Genomic DNA, 17136 nt, shown 5'->3' on the forward strand with positions numbered 1-17136 from the left:
GACGGTCAGCCGACGACCGGCCGGTCGTTGCGGGCCACCCCGCAGAACGCGCCGAACCGCTCAGGGCGATCGTCCGGGTCGGACGGTGAGTCGGGGCGCCAGAGCGGCATGTGCACCACACCCGGTTCGAGCAGGGTCCAGTCGCCGAAGAAACCGGTGATCTCGGCCCGGGACCGCAGAGTGATCTCGGTGTCGGTACGCGCCGACAACCGCTGCGCGTCGAGCATCTCCTGCGGCTGGTCCTCGAAGGTCGAGTGGGAGATGACCAGGTGGCTGCCGGGTGCGGCGGCGGCCCGCAGGGTGGCGAGCAGCTCGGCGGGATGGTCCGCGTCCGGGATGAAGTGCACCACTCCGCCGAGCAGGATGCCGACCGGGCGGCCGAGGTCGAGCAGGCCGCGGGCCTCGGTGAGGATCCGCTCCGGTTCCCGCAGGTCCGCGTGGAGCACGGTGGTCAGTTCGTTGCCGGCGAGCAGCTCCCGGCTGTGCGCGACCGCCACCGGGTCGATGTCCACGTAGACCACCCGTGCCTTCGGATCGGCCTCCTGGGCCACCTCGTGCACGTTGCCCACGGTGGGGATGCCGGAGCCGATGTCGAGGAACTGGTCGATGCCCGCGTCCAGCAGGACCCGTACGGCCCGGCGCAGGAACTCCCGGCCCGCCCGCATGGTGGCCGGCAGGTGTGGCGTCATGGCCGCGATCTGCTCGGCGAGCCGCCGGTCGATCTCGAAGTTGTGCGCGCCGCCCAGGAAGTAGTCGTACACCCGGGCGGCGCTCGGCCGGGTCAGGTCGATCTCGGTCGGGATTGCTTCCGGCATCTGCGCGCTCCCCAGTTCTTCGCCGTGGAGCGGGTCGGCCTCGGCGTCGGGATGTGCCGGCACCCCGCGGCCCACCGACCCGCGGAGGGTGTGGTGAAGAACACTCTAGGCCGCGGACTCCATCATCAGGGAGATGCCTTGTCCGACCCCGATGCACATGGTGGCCAGCGCCCGCCGCCCACCACGCCGGCGCAGCTCGAGCGCGGCGGTGAGCGCCAACCGGGCGCCGCTCGCGCCGAGGGGGTGGCCGAGCGCGATGGCGCCACCGTTGGGGTTGACGTGTTCGGCGTCCTCGGGCAGGCCGAGTTCGCGCAGCACGGCCACGGACTGCGCGGCGAACGCCTCGTTCAGCTCGATCACGTCGACGTCGCCGAGTCCGAGTCCGAGGCGGTCCAGCAGCTTGCGGGTTGCCGGCACCGGCCCGACGCCCATGATCCGGGGCGGCACGCCCGCCGCTGCGGCGCCGGTGACCCGGGCCAGCGGGGTCAGGCCGTACCTGCCGACCGCGGCCTCGGACGCGACCAGCAGGGCGACCGCGCCGTCGTTGACGCCGGAGGAGTTGCCGGCGGTGACCGTGCCGCCCTCGCGGAACGGCGTGGGCAGCGCGGCGAGCTTCTCCAGTGACGTCTCCCGCGGGTGCTCGTCGGTGTCCACCTGCTTCGTCTCACGCTTGCCGGCCGGCACGGTGACCGGAACGATCTCCTCGGCGAGCCGGCCGTCGGCCTGCGCCTTCGCCGCGCGCTGTTGCGAGCGGAGGGCGAACTCGTCCTGCGCCGCCCGGTCGACGCCGAACTCGGCGGCCACGTTCTCCGCCGTCTCCGGCATCGAGTCGATGCCCCACTGCTTCTTCATCAGCGGGTTGACCAGCCGCCAGCCGATCGTCGTGTCGTAGATCTCCGCCGCCCGCGAGTACGCCGTGCCGGCCTTCGGCATGACGAACGGCGCCCGGCTCATGCTCTCCACCCCGCCGGCCACGATCAGTTCCGCCTCGCCGGCCACGATGGCCCGGGTGGCGGTGGCGAGTGCGTCCAGGCCGGAGCCGCAGAGCCGGTTCACGGTGCTGCCCGGCACCTGCTCGGGCAGCCCGCCGAGCAGCGCGGCCATCCGGGCGACGTTGCGGTTGTCCTCGCCCGCCTGGTTGGCGCAGCCGAGGATCACGTCGTCCACCCGCTCCCAGTCCACCGTCCGGTGGCGGTCGACCAGTTCGCGGATCACGTGGGCGGCCAGATCGTCCGGTCGTACGCCGGCCAGGATGCCGCCGTAGCGGCCGATCGGGGTGCGAACACCGGCCACCAGGTATGCCACGGTCATCGGGAGTCCTCCGGGGGTGGAAGAGGCAGGTCCTCGGGGCGGGGATCGAGCGCCCACCGGGTCACGGGGGAACGCCCCGGCAGCCAGGATATCGGCGGCGGGAAGGGATAGGTTGACGGCATGGCCCGGGCCCAGTTCAACGCGGAAGTCGGTGCGAGCGGCGAGTTCGTCCGCCAGGCCAACCGGTTCACCGACCGGGTCACCCCGCACTCGACGTCCCCACCCGGCGGCGGGCCCGACGAGCAGGGACGGTGGCCCCTGGAGGCCGGCCGCTACCGGCTGATCTGGTGCCGCGCCTGCCCATGGGCGCACCGGGCCCGGATCGTCCGGAGCCTGCTCGGTCTGGAGGACGTCATCTCGTTGGGCACCGTCGACCCCATCCGCGATGAGCGGGGCTGGCGGTTCGCCCTCGACCCGGACGGGTTCGACCCGGTGCTCGGCATCGGTTTCCTCTCGGAGGCGTACCTCGCCACCGACCCGGACTACTCCGGTCGGGTGACCGTGCCCGCGCTGATCGACACCGTCACCCAGCGGGTGGTCACCAACGACTACCCGCAGCTCACCCTCGATCTCTCCACGGAGTGGCGGCGCTTCCACGCCCCGGACGCACCCGACCTCTACCCGGTAGAGCTACGGCCGCAGCTGGACGCGCTGATGGCGGAGATCCACCGGGATGTGAACAACGGCGTCTACCGGTGCGGCTTCGCCACCTCCCAGCAGGCGTACGACGAGGCGTACGAGGCGCTCTTCGCCCGGCTGGACGTGCTGTCGGAGCGGCTGACCGGGCAGCGCTACCTGATGGGCGACGCGATCACCGAGGCCGACGTCCGCCTCTTCACCACGCTGGTCCGCTTCGACGTGGCCTACCACGGGCACTTCAAGTGCAATCGGCAGAAGCTCACCGAGATGCCGGTGCTCTGGGCGTACGCCCGGGACCTGTTCGCCACGCCCGGGTTCGGCGAGACGGTGGACTTCGACCACATCAAACGTCACTACTACGCCACCCACCGTGAGATCAACCCCACCGGGATCGTCCCGGTCGGCCCGGACACCTCCGGCTGGACCACGCCGCACGGACGTGGCTGAGCCGGACCGGCCCGGGCCGCCGATCACTCGCCGCGCCGCCGCCGCGGCGGCGGCCGCCGGTTGCACGCTCGTCGGGGCGGGCGCGGTCACCACCGCCGTGCTGGCCGGTCCCGGCCCGGGTTTCGCCGGGTACGTGAGCGAGGCCGGCATCGCCGGCAGTGGTCATGCCCCGATGTACCGGATCGGGGTGTTCGCCCTGGCCGCCGGGTTGCTGCTGCTCGCCGTGGCGCTGCCGCCGCAACTGCGGGTGGCCGCCGCTCTGCTCGGCGCCGGCAGCGCGAGCACGGCGCTCTCCGGTGCCGTGACGTGCAGCGCGGGCTGCCCGTTACCGCCGTTCGAGCGCGCCACCGTGGCCGACCTGGTGCACGGCGGAGCGAGCATCGCGGCCACCGCCACGGTCGTCCTCGCGATGGTCGCGGTCACGCTCTGCCGCGCGGCCGGCGAACGGCTGCGGCGACTCTCCGCCATCGCGGCGACGCTGGCGCTGCCGCTCTGCGCGGCGATCGGTCTGGCGATGCTGCTGGTCGGTCGCAGCACGCTGGTGGGCGTGCTGGAGCGGGTGGTGCTCGCGATCGCGGTGCTCTGGGGGGTCGCCGCGGCCATCACGGTCGGGCTCGGGCACCACGCGGAGCCGACCCGCGCGGCGAGTTCACCCACGTCGAGAGGTACCGGCCATCGACTACCGCCTTTGTAAGGATCGTCACGGTCACCGGCTCTTCCGACGCCGGCACTTTCCGCGTACCGTCCTCCAACGATGACCAACATCTGGTGCCTGACCGTGCGCCTGTACGTCGATCTCCGACTGCAGGCCAGCGGCGTCTGTCCAGGGCAGCCTGTCTCCTGACGCTGCCCTGACCGACCTCACCAGACCCTTGGACACATCCTTATGCCTATCGGCCTGCGCAAGATTCCCTTCTCCGTACAGATCCTGCTCGGCCTCGTCCTCGGCGTGGCGCTCGGCTTCCTGGCCCGCTCCAACGACCTGAGCTGGCTGACCAGCACCCTGCACACCGTCGGCAGCCTCTTCGTCCAGCTGCTGAAGCTGGCCGTACCGCCCCTGGTCTTCACCGCGATCGTCGTCAGCGTGGTCAGCCTCCGCGGGGTGGCCAACGCCGCGCGGCTGGCGCTGAAGACGCTGCTCTGGTTCGGCATCACCGCCCTGATCGCGGTGGGTGTCGGCATCGGCCTCGGCCTGCTCACCAACCCGGGCCGGGGTGTCACGCTGGACATCGCCGGGGCCACCGAGCCGAAGAACACCGGCTCCTGGACGGACTTCCTCACCGGGATCGTGCCGACGAACCCGGTCGGCGCGTTCGTCGAGGGCAAAGTCCTCCAGATCGTCTTCCTGGCGATCGTCGTCGGCGCCGCCGCCCTGCTGGTCGGCGAGAAGGCCGAGCCGTTCGTGGCGCTCAACCGCTCCCTGCTGGAGATCGTCCAGAAGGCGCTCTGGTGGGTGATCCGGCTCGCCCCGATCGGCACCCTCGGTCTGATCGGCAACGCCATCGCCTCCTACGGCTGGGACCTGCTCGCCCCGCTCGCCAAGTTCACCACGGCGGTCTACGTCGGCTGCGCGATCGTGCTGGTGGTGGTCTACCCGCTGCTGCTGGTGGGTGCCGGTCGCCTCAACCCGCTGCGCTTCTACGCCGGCGCCTGGCCCGCCATCCAGCTGGCCTTCGTCTCCCGTTCGTCGGTGGGCACCATGCCGGTGACCCAGAAGGCCGTGGAGCGGCTCGGCGTGCCCCGCGAGTACGCCTCGTTCGCCGTGCCGTTCGGCGCGACCACGAAGATGGACGGCTGCGCCGCGATCTACCCGGCGCTCGCCGCGATCTTCGTGGCCCAGGTCTTCGGCGTGCACCTCGGCGTCACCGACTACCTGCTGATCGCGTTCGTCTCGGTGGTCGGCTCGGCCGCCACCGCCGGGCTGACCGGCGCAATCGTGATGCTCACCCTGACTCTCAGCACGCTGGGTCTGCCGCTGGCCGGCGCCGGCCTGCTGCTGGCCATCGACCCGATCCTGGACATGATGCGGACCGCCACCAACGTGGCCGGTCAGGCGCTCGTACCGACCGTCGTCGCGGCCCGCGAGGGCACCCTCGACCGGACCGCGTACGACGCGGCGGGTCGCCGCGAGCTGATCGACGCGGAGCCGGTGGAGGGCAGCCGCAAGGAGGGGTTGACCCCGGTACCGGCATGATCAGGTGCCGTACGTCGCCGGAGGCGGTGACGGACCCGCAACCGTGAATCCGAAGGAGGGCCTCGCATCCGAGGCCCTCCTTCGCATCTCCGAGAGGACGAACGCGATGAGCACCCTCTTCTCGCCGCTGACCCTGCGCGCGGTGACCCTGCCGAACCGCATCGCGATGGCGCCGATGTGCCAGTACACGGCCGGCCCGGACGGCCTGCCCACCGACTGGCACCTGGTGCACCTGGGCGCTCGCGCCGTCGGCGGGGTGGGCCTGGTGATCAGCGAGGCGAGCGCGGTGCTGCCCGAGGGGCGGATCAGTCCGCAGGACACCGGCATCTGGTCCGGTGCGCACGTGGACGCGTGGCGTCCGATCACGGCCTTCCTCACCGCGCACGGGGCGGTACCGGCGATGCAGCTCGCGCACGCCGGGTTCAAGGCCTCGACCTACCGGCCGTGGGCCCCCGAGCGGGGCGGGGTGCCGGACGCCGAAGGTGGCTGGACGCCGGTGTCTCCGGGCACCGCACCGTTCGCACCGAACTACCGGACGCCCAGCGAGCTGGACACGGCGGGCATCGCCGGCGTCGTCGAGGCGTTCGCGGCCGGCGCCGCCCGGGCGGTGGACGCCGGCTTCGCCGCTGTGGAGATCCACGCGGCGCACGGCTACCTGCTGCACGAGTTCCTCTCACCGCTCACCAACCAGCGCACCGACGAGTACGGCGGTGACCGGGCCGGACGGATGCGACTCACCCTGGAGGTCGCCCGGGCGGTACGCGCCGTGGTGGGTGAGGACGTGCCGGTGCTGACCCGGATCTCCAGCACCGACTGGGTGGCCGGCGGCTGGACGGTGGACGACAGCGTGGCGCTGGCCGCCGAACTGGCCGGCGCCGGAGTGGACCTGGTCGACACCTCCTCCGGTGGGGTCAGCCCGGCCCAGCAGATCCCGCTCGGCCCGGGCTACCAGGTGCCGGCGGCCGCGCGGATCCGCCGTGAGGCGGGCGTACCGACCGGTGCGGTCGGTCTGATCGTCGAGCCGGAGCACGCCGAGCAGATCGTGGCCGACGGCGAAGCCGATCTGGTGCTGCTCGGCCGGGAGCTGCTGCGCGAGCCGTACTGGCCGCTGCGTGCCGCCGCCAAGCTGGGCGTCGCCGCCACCTGGCCGAACCAGTACCTCCGCGCCACCTGACACTGTCGATCACGAGGTCGGCGGGGCGTCCTGTCCGGTCCCGCCGACCTCGTGATCGACGCAGTGGTGGTGCAGGTCAGCCGGCCAGGTGGGCCCAGTCGGGTTCCAGGTCGCGCCAGTGGCCCTGGGCCGCGACGGTGCCGCCGATCAGCACCACCACGTGGTCGGCGCGGACCAGTGCCGCCCGCTTCGAGGTCGAACCGACCACCGTGACACCGTGCTCCCGCAGCGCCGCCCAGAGCGCCAGCTCGGTAGTGACGTCCAGCGCGGACGACACGTCGTCGGCGACCAGCAGCTCCGTACGCGGTGCCAACGCCCGGGCCAGCGCGAGCCGCTGCAACTGCCCGCCGGAGAGCCGGGTGCCCTTGTGCCCGATCAACAGCCCCAGTCCACCGCCGGCCGCGGCCAGGTCGTGCTCGAGCTGTGCGGTGGAGACGGCAGCCGACGCGTCGACCTCGTGACCGAGGGCGATGTTCTCCGCGACCGTGCCGGAGAGCACCCGGGGTAGCTGCCCCACGTACCCGACCTGGTTGGGTCGCAGGAACAGCTCCGGCTCGGTGACCGGCTCCCCGTTCCAGCTCAGCCGACCCGTGTGGTGCACGATGCCGGCCAGGGCACGCAGCAGCGACGACTTGCCCGAGCCCACCGGCCCGACGACCAGCACCAGCTGCCCCCGCTCGACGGTGAGGTCCACGTCCCGGACGGCGAGCGTCCCGTCCGAGTGCAGGGCCCCGAAGCGGCGCAGCTCCAAGCGTTGCAGCGGCCGCCGCGGCGGCGGCTCCGGTGCGGGTGCCGTCCCGGCGGCCAGGTCCACCGCGGGCACCGCCGCCGCGTAGTCGGCGACCCCGCTCATCGCCACCGTCCGCCGGGTCCAGACCCGCGCCGACGGGTACTGGGAGACCAGTGAGGCAGTGGTCCAGGCGAACCAGCGGGCCGCTCCGAGCGTGGAGACCGCCACCAGCACCGCGCCGGCGGAGAGCCCGCCGGCCAGGTAGAGCGCCCACGCGCCGATCGGCAGCAGCCCGCTGACCACCGACGGCGTGGACCTCGCCCACACCTGCATGGCGATCTCCCGGCGCTGCCGGTCGCTGCGTACCGAGTCCAGCTTGGCCAGATGGGCCAGCACCGGCTCGCCGGCGCCGGCGAGCTTCACCGTACGGGCGGCGGACAGCGAGGAGACCAGGGCGGTGGCGAACGCGGCGCGGGCCTTCACGGTGCCGCGGGCACTGCGTTCCAGTCGTGGCCCGAACAGCGTCGCCGCCAGCCCGGAGACCAGCATGGTCCCCACGAAGAACAACGCCGGCACGAAACTGCCGGTCACCACGGTCATCGTGACCACGATCACCAGCGAGATGAACTGGTCCATCAGGTTGTCGGCGAGCTGCACCACCCGCTCGGTGTCACCGCCCTGGGCGACCACCTCGGCCGGGGTGTGTCCGCTGACCCGCCGCGGCCCGGTCTGTCCGTGCACCAGGCGCAGGCTGATCCGCAGCATCTGCCGGATCCACCACTGCGGGAACCGCAGGTTGGTCAGGTAGGGGAGCGGCAACACGACCAGCAGCGCGCCCGCGATGCCGAGCGCCGGCAGCCACGGGTCGCCACCGTCGACCACATCCGCCCAGAGCCACGGCAGCACCGAACCGTCCAGGCCGAGCAGCGTCATCACCATGAACATCGCGATGGAGGCCAGCCCGAAGCGCGGGTCGTTGAAACCCAGCCGCAGGATCTGTCGCATCGTTCGCGCGGGTGGCGGCGGGGGTACCGGCGGCGGGTCGGTCCTCGGTACGGCGGCCGGACGCTCAGCCGGCGCCGGCTCGACGAGTCCGGCCGGCTCGACAGGTTCCGCCGACTCGGTGAGCTCCCACAGGGTGGCCGGCGCCGGCAGCAGGTCCACCCCGCCGCGCCCGCCCGTCCCGGCGTACGCGCCCGCGGTCGCCAGCAGCTCGGCGAAGCGCGCCGACTCGTGCAGCGGCCCGGCCTCCAGCACCTCGCCGTCGGCGAGCACCACCACCTCGTCGCACCGGCGCACCGAGGAGAGCCGGTGCGCGATCACGATGCCGATGCGGTCGGCGAGCAGCCTCTCGGTGGCCTGCCGTACCCGGGTCTCGGTGACCGGGTCCAGCCGCGCGGTGGCCTCGTCGAGGATCACCACCTGCGGATTGCGGACCAGGATCCGGGCGAACGCCACCAGTTGCTCCTGCCCGGCGGAGAGCACGTGGCCGCCCTCACCGAGCCGGGTGTGCACCCCGTCGGGCAGCTCGGCGATCCACCCGGCCAGCCCCAGCTCCGTCAGCGCCCGGCTCGCGCCGTCGAGCAGGTCCGGGTCGAAGAGCGCGACGTTCTCGGCCAGCGTGCCGGCGAGGATCTCGGTACGCTGCGGCACCACCGCGATCCACCGGCGCAGCTCCTCGACGTCCAGGTCGACGAGGTCGGTGTCGCCGAGGAAGACGGTCCCCCGCGGCACGTCCACGGCCCGGGTGAGCACCTTGGCCAGCGTGGACTTCCCCGAGCCGGTACGCCCGACCAGGGCGTACGACCGCCCGCGGGCGAAGGTCAGCCGGACGTCGCGCAGCGCCGGGCCGCGCTCGTCGTCGGACGCGTACCGGAAGGTCAACCCTCGGACGGTGAGGTCGCCGTCGGTCGGGGCCACCCCGCCGGTCGGCTCCTGCGGCGCGGCGGAGAGCAGCTGCACCCGGGCCCAGGCACCGAGCGCGTACTGCAGGTGCGGCACCCAGCGGGCCATGTGCTCGACCGTCGCTCCGAAGGCGATCGCGAGCAGCCAGATCGCGGTCAGCCGGGCACCGTCGACGCGGCCGCTGGCCAGCGCCCACGCTCCGGCGAGCACCACGGCGGCGATCCCGGCCCGGATGCCACCGGCGGCGATCGCGGTGACCTGGGCCGACATGCGGAACACCCGGCCGGCCCGGGCGATCACCTCGGCGGCCCGCCGGGCGTAGAGACGCAGCACGTACGGTCGGGCCAGACTGGTGCGGACGTCGTCCTGGCCGTGTACCGCCTCCTCCATCACGGCGGCCAGGTCGGACCAGGCCTCCTCCTCGGCCATCCGCGCCGGGGCGATGCGCCCGGTGGGCCGGCGCAGGACGACGGCGAGCAGGGTGGTCAGCACGACCATTCCCACGCCGGCCGGCCACCAGACGAACAGCGCGCTCGCCGTCGCGAGCAGGCACACCGCGAGGCCCTGGACCAGTCGTACGCCGGTGTTCCGCAGTTCGGCGGCGACCTGGTAGACGTCGTTGTCGATGCGGTCGAGCAGCTCGCCGACGGGGGTGGTCTCCAGGGTCGGCAGATCCTGCCCGAGTGCCACCCGGCAGAGCCGCCGCCGGACGTCGGCGGACCAGTCGGCGGTCAGCCCGGCCATCAGCAGCCCCACCACGAGGTCGGTGAGGACGGCGGCGACCAGCGCGGCGGCCAGGGCGGTGAACCAGCCTGTCGAGCGGTGCACCAGCACCGGTCCGGCGAGCGCGGAGGCGGCCGCCTGACCGCCGGCACCGACCACGATGAGCAGGAGGACCGCCGTCATCCGGCGTGGTGCGGTTGCCCAGAGGTCTCGGAGCAGGCGCATGAGGGTCCTCCGGACTCTGGTGGGGTGGGGGCGGTGACTCCAGCCTCACCCGCCGGGCCTCGGCGATCAACGCATTTTCGCTGCGATGGTCCCTGCTCACGGGGTCACGGCGGACGCCCACGCACTCACGGCGGGCGCGCTCACACCATCAGCCGGGCCGGGCTCACACCATCAGGCCGGCCCGGGCCCACGCGGTCAGAACAGCACGGTGGCGAGCGTGCCGACCGGACGGAACCCGCAGCGCTCGTAGACCCGGCGGGCGGGCAGGTTGAAATCGTTCACGTAGAGGCTGACCGTCGGCGCGACGCGCAGCAGCGCGTCGCGGACCACGGCCGCCATGGCGGCGGTGGCGATGCCCCGGCCCCGCCACTCGGGCGCCACCCAGACCCCCTGAATCTGCGCGGTACGCCGGGTCACCACCGCCAGCTCGGCCTTGAAGATCACCCGGCCGTCGACGAAGCGGGCGTACGCCCGGCCGCCGCGTACCAGTTCGTTGACCCGCCGCCGGTAGCTGCGCCCGCCGTCCTCGGCCAGGGGCGAGACCCCGACCTCCTCGGTGTACATCGCCACGGCGGCCGGGAAGAGGCGGTCGACCTCCCCGGCGCGTACCCGGCGCACCTCCGGATCGGCGGGGACGACGGGAAGCGCCTCGGTGGCCAGCAGCGGCTGGTTCGGGCGTACGTCCCGGGCGGGTCCCCACACCTCGGAGAGGCGGTCCCAGAGCCCGAGGACGGCGTCGGCCCGGCCGACGATCGACGAGCAGAGCCGCTCCTCGCCGGCGAGCAGGTCGGCGAACGCCTCGACGGCCGGTTCGGTGGCAAGCACGGGGGTCAGGTTGCCGCCCAGCCAGCAGATCGACTCGAGGTTGCGCCGGGCGCCGTAGCCGAGGATCCGACCCTCGGCCCGCCACCAGGAGAGACCGCGCGCGGCGACCCGCTCGGCGACCTGCGCGCCCGCGTACGGGTCGAGGTCGAGCAGGCGCTCGACCGCGCGTCGTTCCGATTCCCCCAGTTGCCGTACCGGCACCGTCAGCACGCCTCCAGCGTGCCAGATCCGGCCCCCGGCCCGCGGGCTGAGTACCGACTCCGCGTCACGCGGCCAGTGGTAGGGCCACCCGGGTGCCCTCGGCCCATCGCACCACGGGGGGCACCAGCGCACCGACGAGCAGGAAGAACACACCGAGGACCAACCAGCCCGGTACGCCCCACCCGACGGCGAGCGTGGTCACCACCGCGGGCGCCACCATCGACCCGAGCTGCATGCCCATCCCGTATGCGCCCTGGTACTGCCCCTGGGCGTTGGCCGGTGCCAGGCCGAACGAGATGCCCCAGCCGGCCGCTGAGTGCCACAGCTCCCCCACCACGTGTACCAGCGCCCCGGCGAGCAGCAGCACCACGGCGACCGGGCCGGGTACGCGGCCACTGGCGGCGAAGAGCAGGCAGGCGACCGCGATCACCACGCCGGCCCGACGGGCGGCCCGGCCGGCCCCGGCCAGCTCCTCGGTGCCGCGTGAGGCGCGGACCTGGAAGAGCACCACCATCACCGTGTTGACCAGCATGCAGGCGGAGATCAGCCAGTGCGGCGCGGTGGTGCGCTCGGCGATCCAGAGCGGCAGGGCGATGTTGAGCAGCCCGAAGTGCATCGACATCAAGCCGTCGAGCACGGTGAAGGCGAGGAACGGGCGGTCCCGAAGGGCGATCAGCCGTGGCCCGTGGGTGGGCGCCGGGACCGGCGGGACGACCGGCAACCGGAGCAGGATCGCCGCCGCGACCAGGTACGTCGCGCAGTCCAGCAGGATCAGCGCCACGTACGCGGTCCGGGTGTCGGCGGCCAGGCCGACACCGGCGACCACCGCACCGACGGAGATCCCCACGTTGGTGACGGCGCGCAGGTAGGCGCGGGTTCGTACGCGCTGTTCGGCGGGGACGGCGCCGGCGATCAGCGCGCCCCGGGCGCCCCGGTTGGCTGCGTCGGCGATCGCCATGAGCATGCCGACCAGGAGGAAGGTCGGGAACGATCGGACGCCGACCAGGGCGGCGGTGCACGCGGCGGAGGCGAGCAGCGCGGCGAGTTGGAGGCCACGCGGGCCGTGCCGGTCCGCGAGGTAGCCCATCGGGGCACTGGCGATCAGGCTGACCAGCGCCGTGAGGGTTAGTCCGAGGCCGACCTGGGCCACGGTCAGTCCGACCGAGCGGGTCAGGAACAGCGCGCTCGCGGTCAGCCAGGTGCCACGGCCGACGGTGTTGATCAGGCTGGAGAGGGCGAGGGTCCGGGCCGGCCCCGGGTCGGGAAGCAGTCGCACGACTTGCAGCCTAGCAAGACGTACGTACGGTTTGTAAATTCCATTTGTCGACGACACGTTGCCGATATATCGTCGACGCATCAGCGATACGCCAAACGGGAAGAGGAACCATGCGATTCGATCGACGGCACCAGGTGATGCACGAAGCGATGCACGAGGCGCTGCACGGCGCCGTGCGCGGGGCCGCGCACGGCGCGATGCGCGAGGTCCGGATGCGGGGCGGCTTCGGCTTCCCGCCCGTCCCGCCCATGCCGCACGGTCACGGCTGGGGCGGGCGCGGCCGTGGCGGCAGGCGACACCGCCCGAACGTGCGCGGAGCCGTACTGGCGCTGCTCACCGAGCGGCCGATGCACGGCTACGAGATGATCCAGGAGATCGACTCCCGCACCGGTGGGGCCTGGCGGCCCAGCCCGGGCTCGATCTACCCGACGTTGCAGCTGCTCGAGGACGAGGGCGTCATCGCCGCCGCCGAGGACTCCGGCGGCGGGCGGAAGCGGTTCACCGTCACGGACGCCGGCCGCGCCGAAGCTGCCGAGGCCGCCGAGAATCCGCCGTGGGCGGAGCTGGCTCAAGACACGGTGAACAGCTGGCACGAGATCCGGGACGCCGGCACACAGGCGATGCAGGCACTGCGGCAGGTGATGATGACCGGCACCGACGACCAGCGCGAGCGAGCCGCCCAGGTGCTCGCCGAGACCCGCCGCAAGCTCTACGCCATCCTCGCCGAATCCGAGTAACCCCCCCCCTCCCTCCCCTCCCACCCCTCCTCGTCCACCGCCGCGGCGACGGACGAGGGGCCAAATACACGGAAAGAGTGGTCATTCCTGCGGGAATGACCACTCTTTCCGTGTAAGCGTGCCCTGCCCTGGTGGTGTGGCGCGCGGGGCGGGGTGGGTGGGGTGGGGGGTGGGGGGTGGGTGGGGGGGTTAGTGGACTGTGACGGTGGGGGTGGTGGTGAGGCCGCGGAGTTCCTCGGGGAGCTCGGCGCCCATCTCCTCGGCCAGCCGGAGCGCCTCCTCGATCAGCGTCTCCACGATCTGCCCCTCGGGCACGGTCTTGATGACCTGCCCCTTCACGAAGATCTGCCCCTTGCCGTTGCCGGAGGCGACGCCGAGGTCGGCCTCCCGGGCCTCACCCGGGCCGTTGACGACGCAGCCCATCACGGCGACCCGCAGCGGCACCGGCAGCCCCTCCAGGCCGGCGGTGACCTCCTCGGCGAGCTTGTAGACGTCCACCTGGGCGCGCCCGCAGGACGGGCAGGAGACGATCTCCAGGCCACGCTCGCGCAGGCCGAGCGACTCCAGGATCTGGCTGCCGACCTTCACCTCCTCCACCGGCGGCGCGGAGAGGGAGACCCGGATGGTGTCGCCGATGCCCTCGGCGAGCAGCGCGCCGAACGCCACCGCCGACTTGATGGTGCCCTGGAAGGCCGGCCCGGCCTCGGTGACGCCGAGGTGCAGCGGATAGTCGCACTGCTCGGCGAGCTGCCGGTAAGCCCGGATCATGACCACCGGGTCGTTGTGCTTCACCGAGATCTTGATGTCCCGGAAGCCGTGCTCCTCGAAGAGCGAGCACTCCCACAGTGCCGACTCCACCAGCGCCTCGGCGGTGGCCTTGCCGTACTTGCTGAGCAGCCGCTTGTCGAGCGAGCCGGCGTTGACGCCGATGCGGATCGGCACCCCGGCGTCGCCGGCCGCCTTCGCGATCTCCTTGACCTTGTCGTCGAACTGGCGGATGTTGCCCGGGTTGACCCGGACGGCCGCGCAGCCCGCGTCGATCGCGGCGAAGACGTACTTCGGCTGGAAGTGGATGTCCGCGATCACCGGGATCTTCGACTTCTTGGCGATCGCGGGCAGCGCCTCGACGTCGTCCTGGGACGGCACCGCGACCCGGACGATCTGGCAGCCGCTGGCGGTGAGCTCGGCGATCTGCTGCAACGTGGCGTTGACGTCGGCGGTGAGCGTGGTGGTCATCGACTGCACCGACACCGGCGCGCCGCCACCGACCGGTACGGAGCCGACCATGATCTGGCGGCTGGCCCGGCGCGGCGCGAGCGGCGGAGGCGGCACGGGAGGCATACCGAGGCTGACTGCGGTCACTTCAAACACTCACCTTGAGAAGAGCGTGATCGGGTTGACCACGTCCGCGGTGATGGTCAGCAGCGTGAACACGCCACCGATCAGGATCACCGCGTACGTGAAGGGCATGAGCTTGAGGTAGTCGACCCGCCCGGGGTCACGGCGACCGACCCGGGCGTAGACCCAGGAGCGGGCCCGTTCGAACCAGGCGATGGCGATGTGGCCCCCGTCGAGCGGGAGCAACGGCAGCAGGTTGAACACGCCGATGAAGAAGTTCAGCGACACGAAGAGCATGAAGAAGACCAGCCAGGCGTTGTTCTCCACCGCCTCGCCGCCGAGCCGGCTCGCGCCGACCACGCTGATCGGGGTGTCCACGTCCCGCTCCCCGCCGGTGATCGCGTGCCAGAGCGCCGGGACCTTCTGCGGGATCCGCTGCAGGGCCTGCAGGGTGCCGACGGCCATGTCCCCGGTGAAGTCGGCGGTGGCGCCGAACGCCTCGACCGGCCCGTACGTCACCCGGGTGGGCGTGCTGGGGATGAGCCCGACCCCGAGCGCGGCGACCGGGCCGACGGCGCCGTTCGGGTCGTCCAGCGGCGGTCGTTCGGTCCGCGCGAGCGTCGCCCGGGTCTCAGCCGGCTGCCCGTCGCGGACGTAGCCGATGGTCGCGGTGCTGCCGGGCTGGACGCCCCGCAGCGCGACGAGCAGCTCGCCGTAGTTGTTGATCGGCTGGCCGTTCAGTGAGGTGATCCGGTCGCCGTCGCGGAGCTGCGCCTGGGCGGCCGGGCTGGCCGCGTCGCCGGGCGCGCAGGCCCGGGCCGCGTTCTCCGGCACCACGCAGTCGCTGAGCGCGACGACGGCCGGCTCCTGGCGGACCTGCTCCTCCGTGCTCGGGAAGTTCGGGTTGGGCAGGCCGGCGGAGATGGCCAGGATCCAGAGGGTGACCAGGGCGAGCGCGAAGTGCGTGATCGAGCCCGCGGACATCACGATCGTCCGCTTCCAGACCGGGTAGCGCCACATGGCCCGGGGCTCGTCAGCCGGGTCGACGTCGTCGTCCTGCGGAGTCATCCCCACGATCTTGCAGAAGCCACCGAGCGGGACGCCCTTGACGCCGTACTCGGTCTCGCCCCGCTTGAACGACCAGAGGGTGGGACCGAAGCCGACGAAGTACTTGGTGACCTTCATCCCGAACGCCTTGGCGGTGATCATGTGCCCCGCCTCGTGCAGGCTCACCGAGATGAGGATCGCCAGGGCGAAGAGCACCACCCCGAGCAGGTATGCCATCAAGCTCCTTCCACCACCGCGGCGATGATCTCCTGCGCATGCGTACGTGCCCACGACTCGGCCGCGAGCACGTCCTCGACGGTACCTGGTTCGCCGAAGTCCGGAGCGTCGTCCAGCACCCTCGCGACGGTGTCCACGATGCCGAGGAAGGGCAGTCGGCCGGCCACGAACGCGGCCACACACTCCTCGTTCGCCGCGTTGTACACGGCCGGGCGACAGCAGCCGGCCTGGCCGGCCGCCTTGGCCAGGGCGACCGCCGGGAACGCCTCGTCGTCGAGCGGGGCGAACTCCCACTTGTGGCTGGTCGTCCAGTCGACCGCGGCGGCGGCGTCGGGCACCCGGTCCGGCCAGCCGAGGCCCAGGGCGATCGGCAGCCGCATGTCCGGCGGGCTGGCCTGGGCGAGGGTGGAGCCGTCGACGAACTCGACCATCGAGTGGATCACGGACTGCGGGTGCACCATCACCGCGATGTCGGCGTACGGGACGTCGAACAGCTCGTGTGCCTCGATCACCTCGAGCGCCTTGTTGACCATCGTGGCGGAGTTGATCGTGACGACGGGCCCCATGTTCCACGTCGGATGCGCCAGCGCCTGCTCGGGCGTGACCTGGGTCAACTCGTCGCGCCGCTTGCCCCGGAACGGGCCGCCGCTCGCGGTGACGACCAGCCGGCGCACCTCGCCCCGGGTACCGCCGCGCAGGCACTGGGCGAGCGCCGAATGCTCCGAGTCGACCGGCACGATCTGCCCCGCCCGGGTCACCGCGGCCTTGACCAGCGGGCCGCCGGCCACGAGCGACTCCTTGTTGGCGAGCGCGAGCGTACGGCCGGCGCGCAGCGCCGCGAGGGTCGGCGCCAGCCCGAGCGAGCCGACCACCCCGTTGAGAACCACGTCACACGGCCACTGGGCCAGCTCGGCCATCGCATCCGGCCCGGCGATGATCTTGGGTAGTTTGAAGTCGCCGCTGGCCCAGCCACGCCGACTCGCCTCGGAGTAGAAGGCGAGCTGGAGATCCTGGGCAGCGGACGCCTTCGCCACGCCGACCGCCTCGACACCGAGTTCGAGGGCCTGGGCGGCGAGCAGCTCGACGTTGCCGCCGCCCGCCCCGAGCGCCACCACCCGGAACCGCTCCGGGTTGCGCCGGACGATGTCGATGGCCTGCGTGCCGATCGAGCCGGTCGACCCGAGCAGGACGAGTTCTCGCGCGGAAGTCACCCGGCCATTCTTCCCCAGCCGCGCTGTACGTCCGCTGAGAGCCTCAATCTTCCCCGCTGACCTGCTCCGAAGCCGCCGACGCGGCCCGGCGCGGCCCGGCG

13 protein-coding genes are annotated in these 17136 nt (G+C 72.5%); 5 read left to right on the forward strand and 8 right to left on the reverse strand.

Going from position 1 to position 17136, the window contains the following annotated elements; translation table 11 throughout:
- Positions 1 to 5: 5 nt before the first annotated feature.
- Together AB0F98_RS03000 and pcaF are read right to left on the reverse strand one after the other, a co-directional pair.
- The gene (locus AB0F98_RS03000; protein ID WP_357727725.1) at positions 6 to 815 is read right to left on the reverse strand and encodes an SAM-dependent methyltransferase; all 810 of its coding nucleotides are present in this window, start codon (positions 813 to 815) and stop codon (positions 6 to 8) included.
- Between the two features lie 105 nt (positions 816 to 920).
- Positions 921 to 2126, reverse strand: coding sequence for a 3-oxoadipyl-CoA thiolase (gene pcaF, locus AB0F98_RS03005; protein WP_357727728.1), 1206 nt, complete (start codon positions 2124 to 2126; stop codon positions 921 to 923).
- A gap of 120 nt (positions 2127 to 2246) precedes the next feature.
- Here pcaF and AB0F98_RS03010 point away from each other — a divergent pair, with 120 nt between their 5' ends.
- The 4 genes from AB0F98_RS03010 (at position 2247) to AB0F98_RS03025 (ending at position 6580) form a co-directional block, all read left to right on the forward strand.
- Positions 2247 to 3212, forward strand: coding sequence for a glutathione S-transferase C-terminal domain-containing protein (locus AB0F98_RS03010; RefSeq protein WP_357727731.1), 966 nt, complete (start codon positions 2247 to 2249; stop codon positions 3210 to 3212).
- Positions 3205 to 3906, forward strand: a complete 702-nt coding sequence (locus AB0F98_RS03015) for a DUF998 domain-containing protein (protein ID WP_357727734.1) — start codon at positions 3205 to 3207, stop codon at positions 3904 to 3906. Before AB0F98_RS03010 ends, AB0F98_RS03015 begins: the two co-directional genes overlap by 8 nt.
- A gap of 204 nt (positions 3907 to 4110) precedes the next feature.
- Complete coding sequence (locus tag AB0F98_RS03020) at positions 4111 to 5406, forward strand: dicarboxylate/amino acid:cation symporter (protein ID WP_357729040.1); 1296 nt, start codon at positions 4111 to 4113, stop codon at positions 5404 to 5406.
- A 106-nt stretch (positions 5407 to 5512) separates the two neighbouring features.
- Positions 5513 to 6580, forward strand: a complete 1068-nt coding sequence (locus AB0F98_RS03025; RefSeq protein WP_357727737.1) for an NADH:flavin oxidoreductase/NADH oxidase — start codon at positions 5513 to 5515, stop codon at positions 6578 to 6580.
- Positions 6581 to 6656: 76 nt separating this feature from the next.
- On the opposite strand, the gene AB0F98_RS03030 is transcribed toward AB0F98_RS03025, so the two are convergent.
- The 3 genes from AB0F98_RS03030 to AB0F98_RS03040 form a co-directional block, all read right to left on the reverse strand.
- Positions 6657 to 10163, reverse strand: coding sequence for an ABC transporter ATP-binding protein (locus tag AB0F98_RS03030; protein WP_357727740.1), 3507 nt, complete (start codon positions 10161 to 10163; stop codon positions 6657 to 6659).
- Positions 10164 to 10358: 195 nt separating this feature from the next.
- Positions 10359 to 11198 (reverse strand): GNAT family N-acetyltransferase, encoded by an 840-nt coding sequence (locus AB0F98_RS03035; RefSeq protein WP_357727743.1) that lies wholly within the window; start codon positions 11196 to 11198, stop codon positions 10359 to 10361.
- A 55-nt stretch (positions 11199 to 11253) separates the two neighbouring features.
- The gene (locus AB0F98_RS03040; protein WP_357727746.1) at positions 11254 to 12465 is read right to left on the reverse strand and encodes an MFS transporter; all 1212 of its coding nucleotides are present in this window, start codon (positions 12463 to 12465) and stop codon (positions 11254 to 11256) included.
- 149 nt (positions 12466 to 12614) lie between these two features.
- Here AB0F98_RS03040 and AB0F98_RS03045 point away from each other — a divergent pair, with 149 nt between their 5' ends.
- Positions 12615 to 13202 carry a PadR family transcriptional regulator gene (locus AB0F98_RS03045; protein WP_357729043.1) on the forward strand — a complete coding sequence of 196 codons (588 nt, stop codon included), beginning with the start codon at positions 12615 to 12617 and terminating at the stop codon, positions 13200 to 13202.
- Between the two features lie 189 nt (positions 13203 to 13391).
- Here AB0F98_RS03045 and ispG read toward each other — a convergent pair whose 3' ends face one another.
- The 3 genes from ispG to dxr are packed head-to-tail and all read right to left on the reverse strand — an operon-like array spanning position 13392 to position 17035.
- Positions 13392 to 14564, reverse strand: coding sequence for a flavodoxin-dependent (E)-4-hydroxy-3-methylbut-2-enyl-diphosphate synthase (gene ispG, locus AB0F98_RS03050; RefSeq protein WP_076470556.1), 1173 nt, complete (start codon positions 14562 to 14564; stop codon positions 13392 to 13394).
- A gap of 9 nt (positions 14565 to 14573) precedes the next feature.
- Positions 14574 to 15824 (reverse strand): site-2 protease family protein, encoded by a 1251-nt coding sequence (locus AB0F98_RS03055; RefSeq protein WP_357727750.1) that lies wholly within the window; start codon positions 15822 to 15824, stop codon positions 14574 to 14576.
- Complete coding sequence (gene dxr, locus AB0F98_RS03060) at positions 15824 to 17035, reverse strand: 1-deoxy-D-xylulose-5-phosphate reductoisomerase (protein ID WP_357727753.1); 1212 nt, start codon at positions 17033 to 17035, stop codon at positions 15824 to 15826. The genes AB0F98_RS03055 and dxr overlap by 1 nt, the downstream gene beginning before the upstream one ends.
- Positions 17036 to 17136 lie beyond the last annotated feature (101 nt).

It is taken from the genome of Micromonospora sp. NPDC023737 (genome assembly GCF_040639715.1).
GTDB lineage: Bacteria > Actinomycetota > Actinomycetes > Mycobacteriales > Micromonosporaceae > Micromonospora.